This window comes from Shewanella sp. SR1, from assembly GCF_020447145.1.
Classification (GTDB): domain Bacteria; phylum Pseudomonadota; class Gammaproteobacteria; order Enterobacterales; family Shewanellaceae; genus Shewanella; species Shewanella baltica.
The window spans coordinates 15,165-31,711 of record NZ_JAJAEF010000001.1 but is presented as its reverse complement, the minus strand read 5'-3'; the positions used below and the strand labels follow the sequence as shown (position 1 = coordinate 31,711).

Annotated in this window: 16 protein-coding genes; 4 read left to right on the top strand and 12 right to left on the bottom strand. The window is 46.2% G+C overall.

What is annotated here, in order from left to right; translation table 11 throughout:
* Positions 1-129: 129 nt before the first annotated feature.
* On the bottom strand, positions 130-669 hold the full coding sequence (locus KV201_RS00160) for a PH domain-containing protein (RefSeq protein WP_226058174.1): 540 nt from the start codon (positions 667-669) through the stop codon (positions 130-132).
* Positions 670-881: 212 nt separating this feature from the next.
* Here KV201_RS00160 and KV201_RS00155 point away from each other — a divergent pair, with 212 nt between their 5' ends.
* Positions 882-1,514, top strand: a complete 633-nt coding sequence (locus KV201_RS00155) for a glutathione S-transferase family protein (RefSeq protein WP_226058173.1) — start codon at positions 882-884, stop codon at positions 1,512-1,514.
* Between the two features lie 148 nt (positions 1,515-1,662).
* On the opposite strand, the gene KV201_RS00150 is transcribed toward KV201_RS00155, so the two are convergent.
* The 5 genes from KV201_RS00150 to KV201_RS00130 form a co-directional block, all read right to left on the bottom strand.
* Complete coding sequence (locus KV201_RS00150) at positions 1,663-2,163, bottom strand: DUF4447 family protein (protein ID WP_006084089.1); 501 nt, start codon at positions 2,161-2,163, stop codon at positions 1,663-1,665.
* A 30-nt stretch (positions 2,164-2,193) separates the two neighbouring features.
* On the bottom strand, positions 2,194-2,601 hold the full coding sequence (locus KV201_RS00145; RefSeq protein ID WP_011845817.1) for an SMI1/KNR4 family protein: 408 nt from the start codon (positions 2,599-2,601) through the stop codon (positions 2,194-2,196).
* 487 nt (positions 2,602-3,088) lie between these two features.
* Positions 3,089-3,874, bottom strand: a complete 786-nt coding sequence (locus KV201_RS00140) for a RelA/SpoT domain-containing protein (protein ID WP_071938562.1) — start codon at positions 3,872-3,874, stop codon at positions 3,089-3,091.
* Positions 3,875-4,100: 226 nt separating this feature from the next.
* Positions 4,101-6,185 carry a M13 family metallopeptidase gene (locus KV201_RS00135; RefSeq protein ID WP_226058172.1) on the bottom strand — a complete coding sequence of 695 codons (2,085 nt, stop codon included), beginning with the start codon at positions 6,183-6,185 and terminating at the stop codon, positions 4,101-4,103.
* Positions 6,186-6,447: 262 nt separating this feature from the next.
* Entirely contained in the window at positions 6,448-7,002 is a 555-nt protein-coding gene (locus KV201_RS00130; RefSeq protein WP_226058171.1) for a sugar O-acetyltransferase, read from the bottom strand.
* Positions 7,003-7,079: 77 nt separating this feature from the next.
* Here KV201_RS00130 and rsuA point away from each other — a divergent pair, with 77 nt between their 5' ends.
* Complete coding sequence (gene rsuA, locus KV201_RS00125; RefSeq protein ID WP_226058362.1) at positions 7,080-7,832, top strand: 16S rRNA pseudouridine(516) synthase RsuA; 753 nt, start codon at positions 7,080-7,082, stop codon at positions 7,830-7,832.
* Positions 7,833-7,908: 76 nt separating this feature from the next.
* On the opposite strand, the gene KV201_RS00120 is transcribed toward rsuA, so the two are convergent.
* Genes KV201_RS00120 through KV201_RS00110 form a run of 3 tightly spaced genes read right to left on the bottom strand, consistent with a single transcriptional unit; the run spans position 7,909 to position 9,979 of the window.
* Positions 7,909-8,865: a DUF4097 family beta strand repeat-containing protein gene (locus KV201_RS00120; RefSeq protein ID WP_226058170.1), complete on the bottom strand. Its 957-nt coding sequence runs from the start codon at positions 8,863-8,865 to the stop codon at positions 7,909-7,911.
* Positions 8,862-9,446: a hypothetical protein gene (locus KV201_RS00115; RefSeq protein WP_014615396.1), complete on the bottom strand. Its 585-nt coding sequence runs from the start codon at positions 9,444-9,446 to the stop codon at positions 8,862-8,864. The genes KV201_RS00120 and KV201_RS00115 overlap by 4 nt, the downstream gene beginning before the upstream one ends.
* Positions 9,446-9,979 (bottom strand): RNA polymerase sigma factor, encoded by a 534-nt coding sequence (locus KV201_RS00110; RefSeq protein ID WP_226058361.1) that lies wholly within the window; start codon positions 9,977-9,979, stop codon positions 9,446-9,448. The genes KV201_RS00115 and KV201_RS00110 overlap by 1 nt, the downstream gene beginning before the upstream one ends.
* 438 nt (positions 9,980-10,417) lie before the next feature.
* On the opposite strand from KV201_RS00110, the gene KV201_RS00105 reads away from it, so the two are divergent.
* Positions 10,418-12,280, top strand: a complete 1,863-nt coding sequence (locus KV201_RS00105) for a methyl-accepting chemotaxis protein (protein ID WP_226058169.1) — start codon at positions 10,418-10,420, stop codon at positions 12,278-12,280.
* 200 nt (positions 12,281-12,480) lie between these two features.
* Here KV201_RS00105 and KV201_RS00100 read toward each other — a convergent pair whose 3' ends face one another.
* The 3 genes from KV201_RS00100 to lolB all read right to left on the bottom strand — a co-directional run bounded on the left by KV201_RS00100 (position 12,481) and on the right by lolB (position 15,041).
* Complete coding sequence (locus tag KV201_RS00100; RefSeq protein ID WP_006080255.1) at positions 12,481-13,428, bottom strand: ribose-phosphate pyrophosphokinase; 948 nt, start codon at positions 13,426-13,428, stop codon at positions 12,481-12,483.
* A 112-nt stretch (positions 13,429-13,540) separates the two neighbouring features.
* On the bottom strand, positions 13,541-14,395 hold the full coding sequence (gene ispE / locus KV201_RS00095; protein ID WP_226058168.1) for a 4-(cytidine 5'-diphospho)-2-C-methyl-D-erythritol kinase: 855 nt from the start codon (positions 14,393-14,395) through the stop codon (positions 13,541-13,543).
* Position 14,396: 1 nt separating this feature from the next.
* A complete protein-coding gene (gene lolB, locus KV201_RS00090; protein WP_113939046.1) occupies positions 14,397-15,041 on the bottom strand; it encodes a lipoprotein insertase outer membrane protein LolB in 645 nt (214 codons plus the stop codon).
* A 253-nt stretch (positions 15,042-15,294) separates the two neighbouring features.
* On the opposite strand from lolB, the gene hemA reads away from it, so the two are divergent.
* Positions 15,295-16,545, top strand: coding sequence for a glutamyl-tRNA reductase (hemA, locus tag KV201_RS00085; RefSeq protein WP_028761678.1), 1,251 nt, complete (start codon positions 15,295-15,297; stop codon positions 16,543-16,545).
* The last annotated feature ends 2 nt before the right edge of the window (positions 16,546-16,547 follow it).

Here is a 16,547-nt window from a genome sequence, read left to right as displayed (position 1 = left end):
GAAAATTAATCTGGGGAATCGAACAAGCCCTTATGTTAAGGCTGCGCTCATGCTAAAGCTGTGCTAACGCTAAGTGAGTGGCTCAACATTAAAGGGAAAGTGATTGAACTGAAAGTCGTTTTATTCAATTTATCTATTTAATTTTTGGCTGAGCAAGGCTTCAATTCGTTTTAGGCTTGCTGCCATCTCGACTACGTTTTGTAATAACGCATCATCAGGTTGTACAGATGGACTCGCTGGATGTGGGCGCTGAGTAAGACGCTCTTTTTGTTCTAATACGCGGGTTCTAAATTGAGGCGCATCAACTATGCCGACTAAGCTTATCAAGGCGCCTGCGCCCGATTGCCCTGCGGTTTCTACCGTGAGTTTATGCAGACCAAATAGGCGCATAATTGGGCCTTGGATTAATGCCATATCGGTAATTTTGTCCAAAGGCACAGAGTTTTCGGTACGAGTTAATATTCCGCGGCGCACAATCAACTTATTACTGGTGAGCTCGGCACTCATATTGCGAATATAGCGGCGAGTTCCCCACAGCCCGATTGGAAACCAAAGCAATAACAAGGGAATGCCGACTATGCTGAGGCTGAAATAGGCGGCTCCTGAAAGCAACCAATACAAACCTAGATTGGACTCAAACTCTGCTTGATGAATGATCTTGTCTTCCATGTTTCTTCCTTAAATTCTGATATTCAAGTACAACTCGCTCTTGAGTTGGCTGCTTTACTGGGCATTTCCTATCTTGGATCATCGCTTAGGTGAAATACATTGTTTTAATATATTAGGATGTAATTTTATAGCGATTGTTTGAGTTTTATTTGGTGCAGTCTCAGTGTATCTTCGGGACTTAGCTTACCTACAATCACTAAAAGGACGTTGCAATGATCACTTTATATGGCACACCGCGCAGTCGCGCATTACGAGTTGCTTGGGTGTTGGAAGAGTTGGGCGTTGATTGGGATTTTTCCTTTGTGGATATGACTAAGGGTGCGCATCGCAGCGCGGCATTTTTAGCGATAAACCCCTGCGGTAAAGTGCCTGTGCTAACTGATGATGAGTTAGTGTTATCTGAATCAGCGGCGATTTGCCTTTATCTAGCAGAAAAGTATGGCGAGGGTAAGTTGTTGCCAGCCGCGGGGAGTAACGCATCGGGTTTGCACCATCAATGGGTGAGCTTCATCATTACTGAGCTTGAGCAGCCGCTTTGGACTTTGGGTAAGCATAAGTTTGCTTTACCGGAGGATCAGCGTCATCCGCAGATCATGCCTTGTGCGGTATGGGAGTTTGATAAGGCGGCTGCATTGGCCGAAGCCATGTTGCCTGAAAGTGATTTTTTGCTCGGTGATGACGTTTCGGTGGCGGATATTTTACTGGCCCATACCTTAATGTGGGGCACATTGTTCGAACAAGCCATTCCGCCCAAACTCGCCGCTTATCGCGATAGGTTGTCTGCGCTGCCGTCGCGTCAATCGGCTTTGCAGAAGATGGATGCTGTGGTGGCTGCTAAGGGTTAATCAGGCAGAGTAGCTGATTATTTTAGTCTTGAATGATTCTGGTGCATTCCCACCATTATCTGAAAATCATTATGAGCATATAACAAGGGCAGATAGTGATATCTGCCCTTACTGTTAATGCGAGTACTAAGCTTCTGGATTTACACGCTTATAGCTGAGTCGCGGCCCATTTAGCACGGCTTTCACGGCTTTCGCTCATTTTGGTCGGTTCACGGAAGGCTTTATAGGCTTCCACGTCCAGTGCGACTAAGCTGACGTCGACTTCTAGGACCAGTTTGCACTCTTTCTTGATGCGCCAAGCTGCCGTGTTATACAGCTCAGTAAAAGGCAATGAACTTAAAAATTCGGGGTTGTATTGAGTGTAAGTGGCTTGAGTGGGATACACCACGAAAGCTAAATGACGCTTAGGTTCTTTTTTAAATAATTCTTCAATGCCATCGCAGGTGTTAAGCACTTGCATCTCAATGATGTCATCAATATCGAGCAGCTTCTTTTGCGCCAGCTCAGGTGCCGCTTGTTCGCCACTTTCCCAGGCTAATACATCGGCTTCGCTATGGTTAGTTAGCGTGCCAACTTGAGCCGCACTTAAGCTCAGTGATTGGCGTAAGTAGCTCATTTCGATGGCATTCAAGCCAATGTTTTTAGACATAATCGTGTTCTCAATGCAGTGAAAGTAAAATTAGTATTTAATCTTTAGCCAGATTTCTTCAACCCATTCCCAGAACGACTCCCAATAGATATCGGTAAAGCCGCCGTTTTTCCAGAAATGCACTTGGCCATCTTGGTCGATACAGTAAAAGGCATCGCCCTGCTGACAAATGGCAATCATGTCCCTTGGCATGCCGATAGACCAAGCATAACAAGTGACTTCAGGCAGATAGGTGTGTGAGTAGGGATCCGATGCAGTTACTGGCTCTATCGTGCCGTAAATCACATCACTGGCATACAGCAGGTATTCTTTAAGCTCCCGCGGCAAAGAAATCAGGATTTGCTCTTCGACTTCGACGAGCTGCTCAAATGTGGGTAATTCGAGTGGTACAGGAACAGTTTCGCTGCGTTCTTGGAGTTGCTCAATGATGTCGTGCATGGCGTTTCCTGCTGATAGGGCTATGGCGCGGGATTATATACCCAAACAACCTGAAGATGCAGGATTCAGCGAGAATTTAACGCACTTTAGGCAAGGCCATTTATTGCTCCTGCATAAATGGCATTCACGCCATCCATGGCGATTGCGGCTATTTGCAGACCTAGCGGGCTATGTTAAAAATAGTCAACACTGCATAAAGTGCGTTAAAGCTCGCCAGGAAGGAGTGCCTAGGGCACTTCACTTCCGTGTTGCATCAATTCAAAAGGTGGCCGACATTCTGTCATTGATGCGCCTTGAATTGAAGCACCCTAGGCACTCTGAAACTCGTATCTTCAGGTTGCTTGGGTATCGACTTAAAAAGACGTTCGATGCGAGAGAGTGCTTTTTTTCAGCTTATTTTTAATATGGTTTTTCAGGCGCAGTAAAATATAAAAAAAGCGCTGGCACCTTTGCGGGAGACCAGCGCAACAGTGGAAACGATTGCGGGTTAAGCGACTGAGACTCTTAATAAACTGGCTTCATCGACCCGTTTATAGTTAAGCCATGCTTTATGGTACAGCTTGTGTGATTCTTGGCGTAATTTAGCAATCTGCGCGAGTTCAAACTCACTGAGTAACCTTTGCTGTTTACGGGCATTGGCCTCAATCCTCTGCACTTTTTCATATACCTTGTGCTCTGGGCCGTTTTTGATATCGGCGATATCCTGCAAATGCAATTGCACCTCGGCAATCATGCCCGATTGGGGTAAACGCACCAGCAAGTTGAGATCGCGATAGCCAGATGCTTTGGGTTCGGCAAAGCGGTTTTTCTGTTTCACCACTTGGGTCTGCTCGTTCAAGGCTTGGTAAGCCTGCATCAGATCTTGAATGCTGTCGGTCACGATACTTGCCCTTGCCAGGTCGGTAATTTGGCTGGCATCACCGTTAAATTTTGTCGCCACTTTATCGGCAGCTCTTTGATAACTCTTCACCGGAGGAATAATCACTTGCGTCTGTGAATGATGGGCAATTCGGGTAAGCAACTGAGCCAGCTCAGCCTGAGCATCATAGGCTTGGTGATGGAGAACAGATAAGTCATTCGAGGCTTGACGAGGCGCATCAAAGGTCTGACTGCTGAGTGCGTATAGACCTTGTAGATCGTGGCTTTGTGCCTGTCTTGCACTGTAATTACCACGTTCTGTTTTTGTGTCACTGACGTCGAGAGAATTTGCTACACCAGCGCGGCTCGATAATAAGAGTAGAAAAATAAAAAAGGTACGAAATAACTTAGTCATGCGGCCTACTTCCTTATGGGTGAGTTGTACAGGTCACCCATCCACCATAGGCTTCTTTTGCTTAATTAAAGCTGAATCAATCATTAAGACTTGTTCATCTTGCGCATGGGTTCACATTCATCACTCAGGATTGAGGAGTTTAGCCAAAAAAAATGGCGCCACCTGTGACAGTGAGCGCCATTGTTGTTGCTCAGCTTATGCAGCCGAGCGGCGATTTAAATCTGGCTTACCAAATTTTTACGCGTTTTTCTGGTGCGATATACATAGCATCACCGGGTTTCACATCATATGTGGTGTAGAACTCAGGCATGTTAGACAGAGCACCCAGAGCACGGAATTCCGCAGGTGAGTGTGGATCGGTCGCTACGCGGTTACGCATCGCTTCTTCTTTGGCTTTCGCGCGCCAAATTTGAGTGAAACCGATGAAGAAACGTTGATCGCCCGTTAAGCCATCGATGACCGGTGCCTCTTGACCATTGAGTGATTTCTTATATGCGCGGTATGCGATAGTCACACCTGATAAGTCACCAATGTTCTCACCTAGCGTTAAACCACCGTTGACGTGCAAATCGTCAAACACAAAGTAACCGTCGTATTGTGCAATCAGCGCTTGGCCACGGGCAGAGAACTCTTTCAAGTCTTGCTCAGTCCACCAGTCACGCATGTTGCCTTCGCCATCGAACTTAGCACCTTGGTCGTCGAAACCATGGCCCATTTCGTGACCGATAACGGCACCAATACCACCGTAGTTGACTGCATCATCAGCCGCCAAATTGAAGAATGGCGGTTGCAGAATTGCCGCAGGGAAGACGATTTCGTTCATGGTTGGGTTGTAGTAAGCATTAACCGTTTGTGGGGTCATGTGCCATTCGTCTTTGTCGATTGGCGCGCCCAGTTTGGCTAATGACTTAGCATGTTCAACTTCGCTGGCACGAATAGCGTTACCGATTAAGTCGTCAGCTTTAATGCTCAGCTTGCTGTAATCTTCCCACTTGTTCGGGTAGCCGATTTTCGGGTTGAATTTTGCTAACTTATCCGCCGCAGCCACTTTAGTGCTGTCGCTCATCCAGGTTAAATCTTTGATGCTGTCGCCGTAAGCGCCACGAAGGTTTTCCACCAGTGCCTGCATACGATCTTTGGCTTCAGGCGTGAAGTGACGTTTAACGTACACTTTGCCGACAACTTCACCCAGCATGCCGTTAACAGAGGCTACGCCACGCTTCCAACGCGGTTCTTGCTCTTCTTGACCGTTTAAGGTTTTAGAGAAGAAATCGAAGTTTTCGTTGTCCAGCGCTTCACTCAAATAGTTCGCCGCATGCGTTAGCACTTGCCATTGCATGTAGGTTTTCCAAGTGGCTAAATCGGTCGTTTTTAAAACCTCGTTCAGACCTTGGATATAGCTAGGCTGGTTAATAATGATGTCGGTTTGCTTGTCCGCGCCAAGCGCCGTTAAGTAGACAGTCCAATCGATATCCGGTGCCAGTGTTGGAAGATCTTTCACTTGATATAGATTGTAGGTTTTAGTGCTGTCGCGGTTTTCAACCACATCCCAATGCTTAGAGGCAATTGCTGTTTCTAGGGCAAGGATAGACTCAGCGCTGGCTTTAGGATTAGCAAGACCAGCAAGAGTAAACATCTTTTCGATGTGAGCTACATACGCTTTACGGATATTAACGAAGCGTTCTGACTCGTTAAAATAGTAGTCTTTTTCTGGCAGGCTTAGGCCGTATTGATAGAGATGAGTCGCGTAACGGCTAGAGTTTTTCGCATCGATATCGATATAAAATGCCATCGGCGTACCCGCGCCAGCGATTTGGCTGTGGGCGAAGTACTTCACTAATTCATTCTTATCTTTTAAGGCGTTAATGGCATCGAACTCACCTTGGATTGGTGTCACGCCCAGTTTGTTAAGTGTGTCAGTATCCATAAATGATCGATATAAATCGGCCACTTTTTGCTCGTCTGTGCCAGAGGCCAGATTAGGTGTTGCTGCCACTTCTTCGATAATGGCTTTTACGTCGTCACGTGCTTTTTCACGTAAATCGTAGAAGGCACCAATACTAGTGCGATCCGCAGGGATTTCATTGTTTTTAAGCCAAGTGCCATTTACATATTTATAAAAATCGTCTTGCGGGCGAACCGCTTTATCAAAATTAGCAAATTCAATACCTGAACTTAATACTTTAGTTACTGCGGCCGCTGTCGCTGTTTTTGCGGTTTCAGGTGCTTTAACGTCGGCTGGCTTGTCATTACAGGCAGTCAGGCCTGCGATAAGTGAGGCACACAGTCCCCCAATGAGTACTTTTCTCATGTCGTTTCCTTCGAGTTTATTATTGTGCCCATTATTGGGGCTGTTATTTTTTGCAAAATGGGATTGCTTCAGGCGCAATGAACTATGTTAATGCCTTACTAGGAATCTAAACAAGGTCATTACAGTTTTTATCGCGGATTTATCTTGAGTCATATGTAACTAAAGGTTACCAGTTACAGTCTTAAGCTCATTAGCGGTAAAGTTACCGTATGCAAGCCTTTTCAGGTAAGCGAGCACTTAGCTTTCTCTTTTTTACCCGCGATTAAATTAGCTGCCGGATCGGCTTTGCGGGGTTACCTGCGACCACGGTTTTGGCGGCTACATTTTTTGTAACTACGGCGCCAGCGCCTATGATGGCGTCATCACCAATAATGACGCCTGGCATTATGATAGCGCCGCCACCAATCCATACCCGTTTACCGACCTTAATTGCTTTAGCGGTTTCTAAACCTGAGCAACGCAGCTCGGCATCGAGTGGGTGACTCGAGGTATAAAACTGTGCATTGGGGCCGACCATAGTCTGCTCATCAATAGAAATAGGCGCATTATCCTGCAAGGTGACATTCACATTGATAAACACTTTGTCAGCAAGGGATAGGTTGGCGCCATAACTGATAAAAATCGGCGTGGATATCGTTGCGGCTGGTGATTTATGGGGAATGAGCTGCTGACAGAGTTGGCTGTACTCTGGGGTATCTTGGTCAATTATTTGATTTAATTGTCGATTCAGCCGTTGCTGTTGAGCTCGTAAACTTAATAGTTCGCTGGCAAGGCAATCGTATTCTTGGCCTGTGATCATCTTTTGGAATTCAGTCATGTCATCTTTCCCTAGGGTGACTGTCGTAAATGCGTAAGGGCTAAATAGAAACACATCGCGTGCTGAGCAGCAATTCTTTGCCCTTTGCAGTGGTCGGCCTCATAATATGGCAGTTTTCTTTATTGAAGTTGAGTATTAACGTGCGTTTAGACAAATTTATCTGTGAGAGTACCCCACTGACTCGCTCATTAGCGAAAAAAGCCCTGCATCGCGGTGACATTACTTGCGATGGCATAGTCGTCAAAGACTCGGGCTTTAAAGTGACTGAAGGTATGCGTGTTTGTCTCGAGGGCGAGCCTATTGCCTTAGTGGGCGTACGTTATTTAATGCTCAACAAACCAGTCGATACGATTTGTTCAACGATTGATGAAACCTATCCATCGGTATTGAGCTTAGTGGATGTGCCAAAGCCTGAAACCTTGCACATTGCCGGCCGTTTAGATGCAGATACCACAGGGCTAGTGCTGATCACTACCGACGGCCAGTGGTCGCATAAAATCACCTCACCGAAGAAAGAATGCGGTAAACGCTATTTAGTGCAACTCGCCGATCCTGTGGATGCCAGCTTGATTGCAATATTTGCCGCTGGCGTTGAATTGCGCGGTGAAGATGGCTTAACTAAGCCTGCATTGCTGGAGATTATTGAGCCGCAATTAGTGCGACTCACCATCACTGAAGGTAAGTACCATCAAGTGAAACGTATGTTCGCTGCTGTGGGCAACCACGTACAAGGGTTACACCGTGAAAGTGTGGGCCAAATTGAATTAGATCCCGCCTTAGCGCTGGGTGAATGGCGTTATTTGACTGCCGAAGAAATAGCATCAGTCTAACTCAAGGAATCTACAGAAATGCCGCCCGAGTTTGACTCGTGGCGGCATTTTTATTGGTGCGATAAAATCTGACTGATTACTGCTTCTTTAAAACCAAATCACCGCTGATAGTGTTCATTTTTACGCTGGCAGTCCCCGAACCTGTTTGGAATGACAGCTCGGCGCGTGGCACGTATTTCTGCTTTTTAGGTTCATCTTGGGTTAAGGTATTTTTGATCTTGCCACCTGGGCCGCCGTCTAAGTCAAAGCTGGCATCTGGCATATCGGCAAAAGTCACTATGATATCGCCACTCACACTTTCTAAATTGGCTCTGTTGAAGTTTTTCGCCAGTGACACTTTTGAGTCACCGCTGACGGTTCTGAGTACGATTTCCTTAGCGAGGCTAAAGTTAGCATTCACTTCGCCAGAAACTTGTTCAACCGTCACTTTTTCGGCCTGAGTTTGACTTTTTAAGTCACCACTTACGAGGCGATAGTTCATTTCTCCTTTACTGTCAGTGTCTTGAATCGTGCCTGATACTGTCTCTAATTTCACTTTACCATCGAGTGCTTGAGTGATGATGTCGCCTGAGACTGTGTGCAACTCAGGTTTACCACTAAGGTTGTTAGCTTTGATATCGCCACTGACGGTATTCAAATCGAGTTCACCTTGGGCTTCGGCGACTTGCAGATTTGCTGAAATAGTATCTGCACTGAGTTTTACTGTCTTTGGCACTTTAATGGTGAGCTGCGAGCCTTTGTCATTACTGCCATTGTAGTGGCGGGGCATTTTGTCTTCGATATTCAGACTGTTTCCCTGTTGCTCGAACGCAAAGCCTTCGCTCAATTCATCGAGTGTACCTGTGACGCTGACTTCACTCTTATCCCAGGTTTGAATCGTCACATCGCCGCGCTGGACTTTGATCTGCAGTTGGGTGTCGCTGCTAATATTGAGCTGTTTATCAACACTTTGTGCTGCGAACACATTGCCCATCAAACCTAAATAGAGTGTCGAAACCAATAGACTGGCTTTAGTGAGATTGAGGTTACTCATAGAGTGTTTCCTTGTGTCGAGTTTCTAATGGGTAGTTTTTGGCCCTGTTGCAATAGGTCGAGCTCACGTTGCTGCACCCAAAGCCAGAGTTGCCAAAGTTGTTTATCGGTTGGATTTGCTTGTAAAGCTTGGTAAATCTGGGTTGCCGCGCGTCTTAGTTCCGCCAAACCTTGCTCAACGGGCGCGCTGAAACTGCTGGTCTGCCAAGCTAGCGCATTCGTTGTCTGCTCTAGGTTATCCACTTGCGCTTGGTGTGATGCCGCGATTTGGGTTAACAGTAACTGTAAGGCCGCATCCCCTTGTTGCTCTGGCATAGCTGAGTTTTGGGCAAGCTCTGTCTGCTGTGTGGTTAATTGATTGAAATAAGGCAATTGGCTATATCCCAATGCCACTAGCATGATAAAAGAGGCAGCTATCGCCCACTGTCGGCCGCTCTGGGATTGGCGTGTTTGGGAAACCAGCGGTTTGTCCATACGCTTTTCAATGCCTTGCCACAGATCATGGGTGGGCGGCATTGCGTTGGGAGCGCTATTGAGCAGTTGCTCAAGCTGTTGTTCACGGGAAAGCGGCGTTAACGTCATTACAGCATCTCCTGTAGTAGTTGCTTAGCTCTGTGGTATTGGGTCTTGCTAGTGCCGACGGCAATGCCAAGTAAGTCAGCGATTTCATCGTGTTGATAACCTTCGATGGCGCAGAGTACGAACACCATGCGTGCCCGCTGCGGCAGTTTGAAAATCAACTTATCTAATCCGCTATAACTTTCATCTGAACTCATAGGTTCAGTCTCATTTTCCAGCGGGATAAATCGTGCCCAGAATGATTGTTGTTTACGAATACTGCTCAAGGCTTGATTGACACAAATGCTGTGTAACCAAGTCGAAAACTGACTCTCACCTCGAAATTGCGGCAACTTCTGCCACACTAAAATAAAACACTCTTGGGTAATTTCTTCCGCCATAGTTTTATGGCCGCAAAGGCGCAGTGATAGGGCATAAATACGTTGGTGATGGCTCTGATACAGCAGTTTAAAGGCGGCTCTGTTGCCTTGGCTGGCTAAGGTGACCAGTTCAAAGTCAGACATTGCGCTATTGAGTGGGAGTATCCCTGCCGTCACTGTCATTCCCTGCCATAATTATTAAGTGTTGTAGTTTTGACGCTCTGAATGCTGCAAAAGGTTTGGAACTGTAAAAAATATATTTTATTAAGATTCATTATCCAGCGTAACATTTTTGTAATCTGTAGTAGAATCCGCCCGCAAATATACAGTTAAGCTGATGAAGTTATTCATTTTATACCAGTTGGTATGGTGACATTTATATCGGCATTGAGACGGTATATTTAACAAGATTAACACGCATTACTTTGAAAAATATGTCGGCATCATCTTGATGAACTAAGCTAAAAATAATGAGGTGCTTTCGATATGTGAGCTTTAATTCACAAGCTACTTAGGTATTGGATATGAACTTTTCATGTATTGCTACACTTGCGCTGTTAAAGGCCTAATTTACAGCTATCTTTTTAAGATAGATTATTTATTCGGGGACTTTCTATGTTTATCCGCTCAAAGTTGTTACTCAGTGCAGCTGTGTCTATTTCGGCATTAGTTGCCATGTTTGGATTACAACTCCATTCAAATTCGGTTAAGTCTGAGCTCTCCCATGCCGCTCAAAGTGTGCTTGAGTTAGAGCGTGACGTCTTAATTCTGCGTAAAAACGAAAAGGATTTCTTCGCTCGCAAGGATTTAAAATATGCAGAGCTACATAAGCAAAGCCACATGGCAATCGACGGTATTGTCCCCGAGTTAGAGAAAGTCTTTAAAGAATATGGCGTGTCCAAGGCATCGCTTGAAAGTTTCGACAGTAATTTAAATCAGTATCAAGTTGCTTTCTCTGAAGTAGTGCAGCTACAGCAGGAGATTGGCTTAACACCCAAAACGGGGTTGTACGGCACATTGCGTTCGGCGGTGCACAATGTTGAAACGCTGCTTAAGCAATATAATCAGCTCGAACTCGAAGTGGCTATGCTGCAACTGAGGCGTAATGAAAAAGATTTTATGCTGCGCCGTGAGCTAAGTTATGTTGAAACCTTCGATGCCAATATTGGCAAGTTTAATGACAAACTGCGTTCATCGAGCTTAGATGTTGATACCCAAAATAAAATTGCAGAGCTTATTACTCAGTATCAGAAAGATTTTAAAAGCTTAACCAATAAAGAGCAGCAACTCGGTTTGACCGAGAAAGATGGCACTATGGCGCGTCTTGTCGCGGCCAACCTACAAATTGAAAGCAGCGCGAATGACTTACATAACCTAGCGCTTAAGGCGATTGATGATGCTGAGAGCAGCAGCGTTAATGTAGGTATTGCTGTGTTCATATTTATCACGTTGCTGCTATCTTTCATCACCTATCTGATTATCCGCAGTATCATCGCGCCGGTTGAGCGTATCACGCAGATCATTGCTCGCATCGAAGTGAGTAAAGACCTGACCTTAAGATGCGATGCATCAACGCAAGATGAACTTGGCGAAATTGCACTGCATTTCAATAGTATGGTGAGTAGCTTCCAGCAACTGATTGAGCAAGTGATTGAGTCGGTCGCGACAATTAACACCTCCTGTAAGCGCGTATCCGAAAATGCCATGCTCGCCTCCGAAGGTGTGGGCCAACAACTTAATGAGACCGACATGGTCGCAACAGCAATCACTGAGATGGGCGCAACGATTGAGGAAATTGCTAAAACAACCGAATTAGCTGCATCAAAAGCGGGTCAGACCCACGATAATGCCCAAAGTGGTCAATTAGAGGTTGAGCAAACGATACATAAAATCCAGTCACTTGCTGAGCAGTTGAATAGCTCAGCAGCGGTCGTTAACGAATTGGAACGTGACAGCGAGACTATCGGTAGCGTGCTAGATGTGATCCGCGGCATTGCTGAGCAGACTAACCTTTTAGCCTTGAACGCTGCGATTGAAGCGGCGCGTGCGGGTGAGCAGGGCCGTGGTTTTGCTGTGGTTGCCGATGAAGTGCGTAACTTAGCGATGCGGACGCAATCGTCAACCCAAGAGATTGCTAACATCATTCAAACCCTGCAGACGCGTACCCGATCGATTGTGCAATTGATGGAATCTAGCCAAAAACAAGGCGTTGAAAGCGCTGAACAAGCGGCAAGTGCTGGCGCTTTATTGAAGCTTATCAATAACGACGTGCGTAATATTATGGACATGAGCACTCAAATTGCGGCGGCGATTGAAGAGCAAAGTATGGTGGCGGCCGAAGTGAATAAGAATGTGGTGGTGATCCGCGATATCGCTGAGGAGTCATCCCATGCGGCAGATGCAAATGCGTCCGCATCGGATGAGCTTAAGGCGCAGGCTGAGTTCTTATTCCGTGCGGTGAGTAATTTTAAAATCTAATGCGTAGAAGCCAGTTTACATCTGATGATCAGAAGCTGGCTTAAAAAATACACTAACAAAAACGCACTCCGAGGAGTGCGTTTTTATGTCTGAGTAATTAGCTCTGCAAGCTTAGTGATTCGTTAAAACAGTAAGCTGTGCATCGGAACCACTCAGATTAGTCAGAACGTTCAGCGACCGAACTATTCGCGACGTAACTATTAGTGACGGAACATGGCAGAAATAGACTCTTCGTTGCTTACGCGACGAATTGCCTCAGCCAGTACCGCAGACATAGTTAACTGAGTTACTTTAGCCACTTTCAACATTTCTGGGCTTAAAGGAACTGTGTCAGTCACAATCACTTCATCAATCACTGAGTTAGCGATATTTTCAGCCGCTTTGCCAGAGAAGACTGGGTGAGTTGCGTAAGCAAATACGCGGTTCGCACCATGTTCTTTTAAGGCTTCAGCCGCTTTACACAGAGTGCCGCCTGTGTCGATCATATCGTCAACGATAATGCAGTCACGACCTTGAACATCACCAATGATGTGCATAACTTGCGCAACGTTCGCTTGTGGGCGACGTTTATCAATGATCGCTAAATCAGAATCATCCAATAGTTTTGCTACTGCGCGAGCGCGAACAACACCACCGATGTCTGGAGAAACAACAACTGGATTATCTAAGTTCTTCGCTAACATATCTTCTAGCAGCACTGGGCTACCAAATACGTTATCAACAGGAACGTCGAAGAAACCTTGGATTTGCTCAGCGTGCAGGTCACAGGTCAGAACGCGGTCAACACCCACGCTAGACAGGAAATCGGCAACCACTTTTGCAGTAATAGGTACACGGGCGCTACGAACGCGACGGTCTTGACGAGCATAACCAAAGTAAGGAATAACCGCTGTGATACGGCCAGCAGATGCACGGCGTAGCGCGTCAACCATCACGATGAGTTCCATCAGGTTGTCGTTTGTCGGCGCGCAAGTGGATTGGATGATGAACACATCGGCACCACGTACATTTTCGTTAATTTGGACACTGATTTCACCATCGCTGAAACGACCAACCACTGCGTCTCCGAGTTTGCAAAATAGACGATCGGCTATCTTTTTAGCGAGACTGGGGGTGGCGTTCCCAGCAAAGAGCTTGATGTCGGGCACTGTATGAACCTCAGGCGTTTGCTTTATATTTTAGTGGCTAGAGTAACGACGATGTAGGGACGGGAGGAACCCGAGGCGTTATCGTTAAGTGGTTACTCTAGAAGAAAGTAGTTTAAGGGTGACTGAGTCGCGTGATGAGCGGCGAAAGATTCATCCCTTGTGCAACAAATCCTTGCATTTCAGACGGTAATTTCGCCAAGGCTGCGAGAGCTTGTTGCTTTTGTGTGAATTCCCCGAACACGCATGCGCCTGTTCCTGTCATTCTCGACGGCGCATATTCTAGCAGCCAGCCTAATGCCTTGGCAACTTGAGGGTATTTAGAAACGACTAGTTTTTGACAATCATTTGCCCAAGGTTGGTTCATTAAGGTATCTATGGCCAGTTTCGGGGTATCACGTGGTAAAAGTGGATCTTGGAATACTTCAGCGGTGGAAACATGGGCATCGGGTGCGATGATTAAGTACCAAGGCTCACTCGGATTTACCGCTTGTAAGCGTTCACCTACACCTTCGGCAAAAGCAGCGAAACCATGAATAAAAACAGGAATATCGGCTCCAAGTTTAAGGCCGATTTTAGCCAGTTCTTCGGTCGATAATTGGGTGTTCCATAATGTGTTAAGTGCAACTAAGGTGGTGGCAGCATCTGACGAGCCGCCACCTAAACCTCCGCCCATAGGCAGACGTTTATCCAACCAGATTTCGGCGCCGCCAGTAAAGGCTGTGATTTGTTGTAATGATTTTGCGGCTCGCAGAATTAAGTTATCGCTATCGGCGACAACATTAGAGATATTGGAGTGCAAAATCAGTTCTGCGGTTTCAGTGACCTTAAAATCGAGCATGTCACAGTAATCAATAAACTGAAACAAGGTTTGCAGTTCATGATAACCATCTGCGCGGCGACCATTCACGTGTAAGAATAAGTTAAGCTTGGCTGGTGCTGGCCAATGGCGTGAAATTGCTGCGGGCATGCTAAGGTTTCTCTTCGAGTATGATTGCAGGCTTGCCGAGGGCTTGCCATTGATTCAATTGTAGTTTGAGTTGTAAGTCACCACGCTCAAGCTTTAATTGATGGGGCACGTTGGCGCCGCTCTGGGATTGCCAACTCAAAAATGTGACCTGCCAAGGCGGTGGGGTTTGAGTGTTCGTGAGCTGTTTAGGTTTGCCTTGGCTATCGCTTTCAAGTACTTGATCATTCGGGCCAACTTGGCCGGTGATCCATAAAGGTAAATCGGCCAAGGGGATGGACCAACCGCTGACACGCTCGAGTAAACGCTGGGCGTTATCGTCGCGAAAATCTTTGCCATCGATATGTAAATGGGCAGAGTTCGAGGTTGAATTAAGCGTCAACACAGTTGTACCTAGCATAGTCGTGAGTGTGAGTTCATCGCGATCTTCACTGTGGCGCCAGTAGATATTGGCACTGAGTTTATCGTCGGGAGTTTTTATCGCTAGTTTTCCCTGTAATTCCCAAGCTTTGGCTTGGCGCGCATCATTGACTGTGATTGGGCTTAAGTCAGTCATCGGCGGCAAGGTTTCACACCCCGCCAGTAAGAGTAGGGCGCTTAAGGTAAAACAAGAGAAAATGGTTTTTGTGAGGCGCTTCAAATTATTCATCTATGACTGATATACCAAAGTCCTTATGATACGAGGGCTTGGAAAGAATACCAATGCCAAACGTAAAATTTCCATCGGCGGTCACTTAGATTTGCTCCCTTGGGGCAAATTTTGCCTTACCTATTATTGATAGAAAATTTAGGTAAGAAGTTAGACCTTTATTCGGTTTTGTTAAGCGTATTCTGTTTTTAGTTGGGCCAATTCAGTAGAATGCCCTTATTAAGAGAGTCGCCAAGAATCTAGAAAGAGTCAGATGAGCCTTGTAGCAATCGGTATTAACCATAAAACAGCCACGGTAGACCTGCGTGAGAAAGTTGCCTTCTCTCCGGACAAAATTCATGATGCTATGAAGAGTCTGGCCAGTCGTACACGCTCGGGTGAAGCCGTTATTGTCTCGACCTGTAATCGCACTGAGTTGTATTGCAACAATGGCGATGAGGCCGACATTATTGCGTGGCTTGAAGAGTATCACGGCCTAGATCATGAGGATGTAGCACCTTGTCTCTATAACTATCATGGTCAAGATGCCGTCAGGCATTTGATGCGCGTAGCCTCTGGGCTCGATTCTTTGATCCTTGGTGAGCCGCAGATTCTCGGTCAAGTAAAGCAAGCGTTCGTTAAGGCCAAAGAGGCTGGTACGGTTGCACTAACCATAGATAGACTCTTTCAGAACACTTTTTCAGTCGCTAAGAAAGTCCGTACTGACACTGAAATTGGCGCCGCTGCAGTTTCTGTGGCATTTGCCGCGGTAAGCATGGCGAAACATATTTTCTCATCGATATCGACCACTAAAGTGCTGTTAATTGGTGCGGGTGAAACCATAGAACTGGTTGCGAAGCATCTTAAAGATAACGGTGTGGCTTCAATGGTCGTAGCAAATCGGACGTTAGAACGTGCCCAAGGCATGTGTGAGGAGTTTGGCGCAACAGCAATTACACTGGCGCAGATACCAGATTATCTCCCAAAAGCCGATATCGTGATATCCTCTACCGCCAGCCCTCTGCCTATCCTAGGTAAAGGCATGGTCGAAAAAGCGCTAAAGCAGCGTCGCCATCAACCTATGTTATTGGTTGATATAGCAGTTCCCCGGGATATTGAGCCGGAAGTCGCCGATTTGGATGACGCGTTTCTGTATACAGTGGACGACCTGCATAGCATTATTGAACAGAATATGGCTTCTCGAAAAGAAGCCGCCGAGCAAGCTGAAGTAATTACTGAAGAACAATCTTTCCTATTTATGGATTGGATCCGTTCTTTAGAGTCGGTCGACAGTATTCGCGAGTATCGCAGCCAGAGCATGGCGGTAAAAGATGAGTTAGTGGAACGCGCCTTGAATAAATTAGCTCAGGGCTCAGACACTGAGCAGGTATTGATTGAACTAGCCAATCGCCTGACCAACAAACTTATCCACGCACCGACACAGGCCCTCACGGCAGCGAGTCGTCAGGGCGATTTGAATACTCTCGGTCAGTTAAGATCAGCGCTTGGATTAGATAAAAACTAAGG

Bases quoted from the DNA above. Each gene is read 5' to 3' on its own strand.
- KV201_RS00140 (WP_071938562.1), bottom strand. From the start codon at position 3,874: ATGACTAAGTTATTTCGTACCTTTTTTATTTTTCTACTCTTATTATCG.
- lolB (WP_113939046.1), bottom strand. From the start codon at position 15,041: ATGAATAATTTGAAGCGCCTCACAAAAACCATTTTCTCTTGTTTTACC.
- KV201_RS00130 (WP_226058171.1), bottom strand. From the start codon at position 7,002: ATGACTGAATTCCAAAAGATGATCACAGGCCAAGAATACGATTGCCTT.
- ispE (WP_226058168.1), bottom strand. From the start codon at position 14,395: ATGCCCGCAGCAATTTCACGCCATTGGCCAGCACCAGCCAAGCTTAAC.
- KV201_RS00160 (WP_226058174.1), bottom strand. From the start codon at position 669: ATGGAAGACAAGATCATTCATCAAGCAGAGTTTGAGTCCAATCTAGGT.
- KV201_RS00135 (WP_226058172.1), bottom strand. From the start codon at position 6,185: ATGAGAAAAGTACTCATTGGGGGACTGTGTGCCTCACTTATCGCAGGC.
- KV201_RS00120 (WP_226058170.1), bottom strand. From the start codon at position 8,865: ATGAGTAACCTCAATCTCACTAAAGCCAGTCTATTGGTTTCGACACTC.
- hemA (WP_028761678.1), top strand. From the start codon at position 15,295: ATGAGCCTTGTAGCAATCGGTATTAACCATAAAACAGCCACGGTAGAC.
- KV201_RS00150 (WP_006084089.1), bottom strand. From the start codon at position 2,163: ATGTCTAAAAACATTGGCTTGAATGCCATCGAAATGAGCTACTTACGC.
- KV201_RS00145 (WP_011845817.1), bottom strand. From the start codon at position 2,601: ATGCACGACATCATTGAGCAACTCCAAGAACGCAGCGAAACTGTTCCT.
- KV201_RS00155 (WP_226058173.1), top strand. From the start codon at position 882: ATGATCACTTTATATGGCACACCGCGCAGTCGCGCATTACGAGTTGCT.
- KV201_RS00105 (WP_226058169.1), top strand. From the start codon at position 10,418: ATGTTTATCCGCTCAAAGTTGTTACTCAGTGCAGCTGTGTCTATTTCG.
- KV201_RS00115 (WP_014615396.1), bottom strand. From the start codon at position 9,446: ATGACGTTAACGCCGCTTTCCCGTGAACAACAGCTTGAGCAACTGCTC.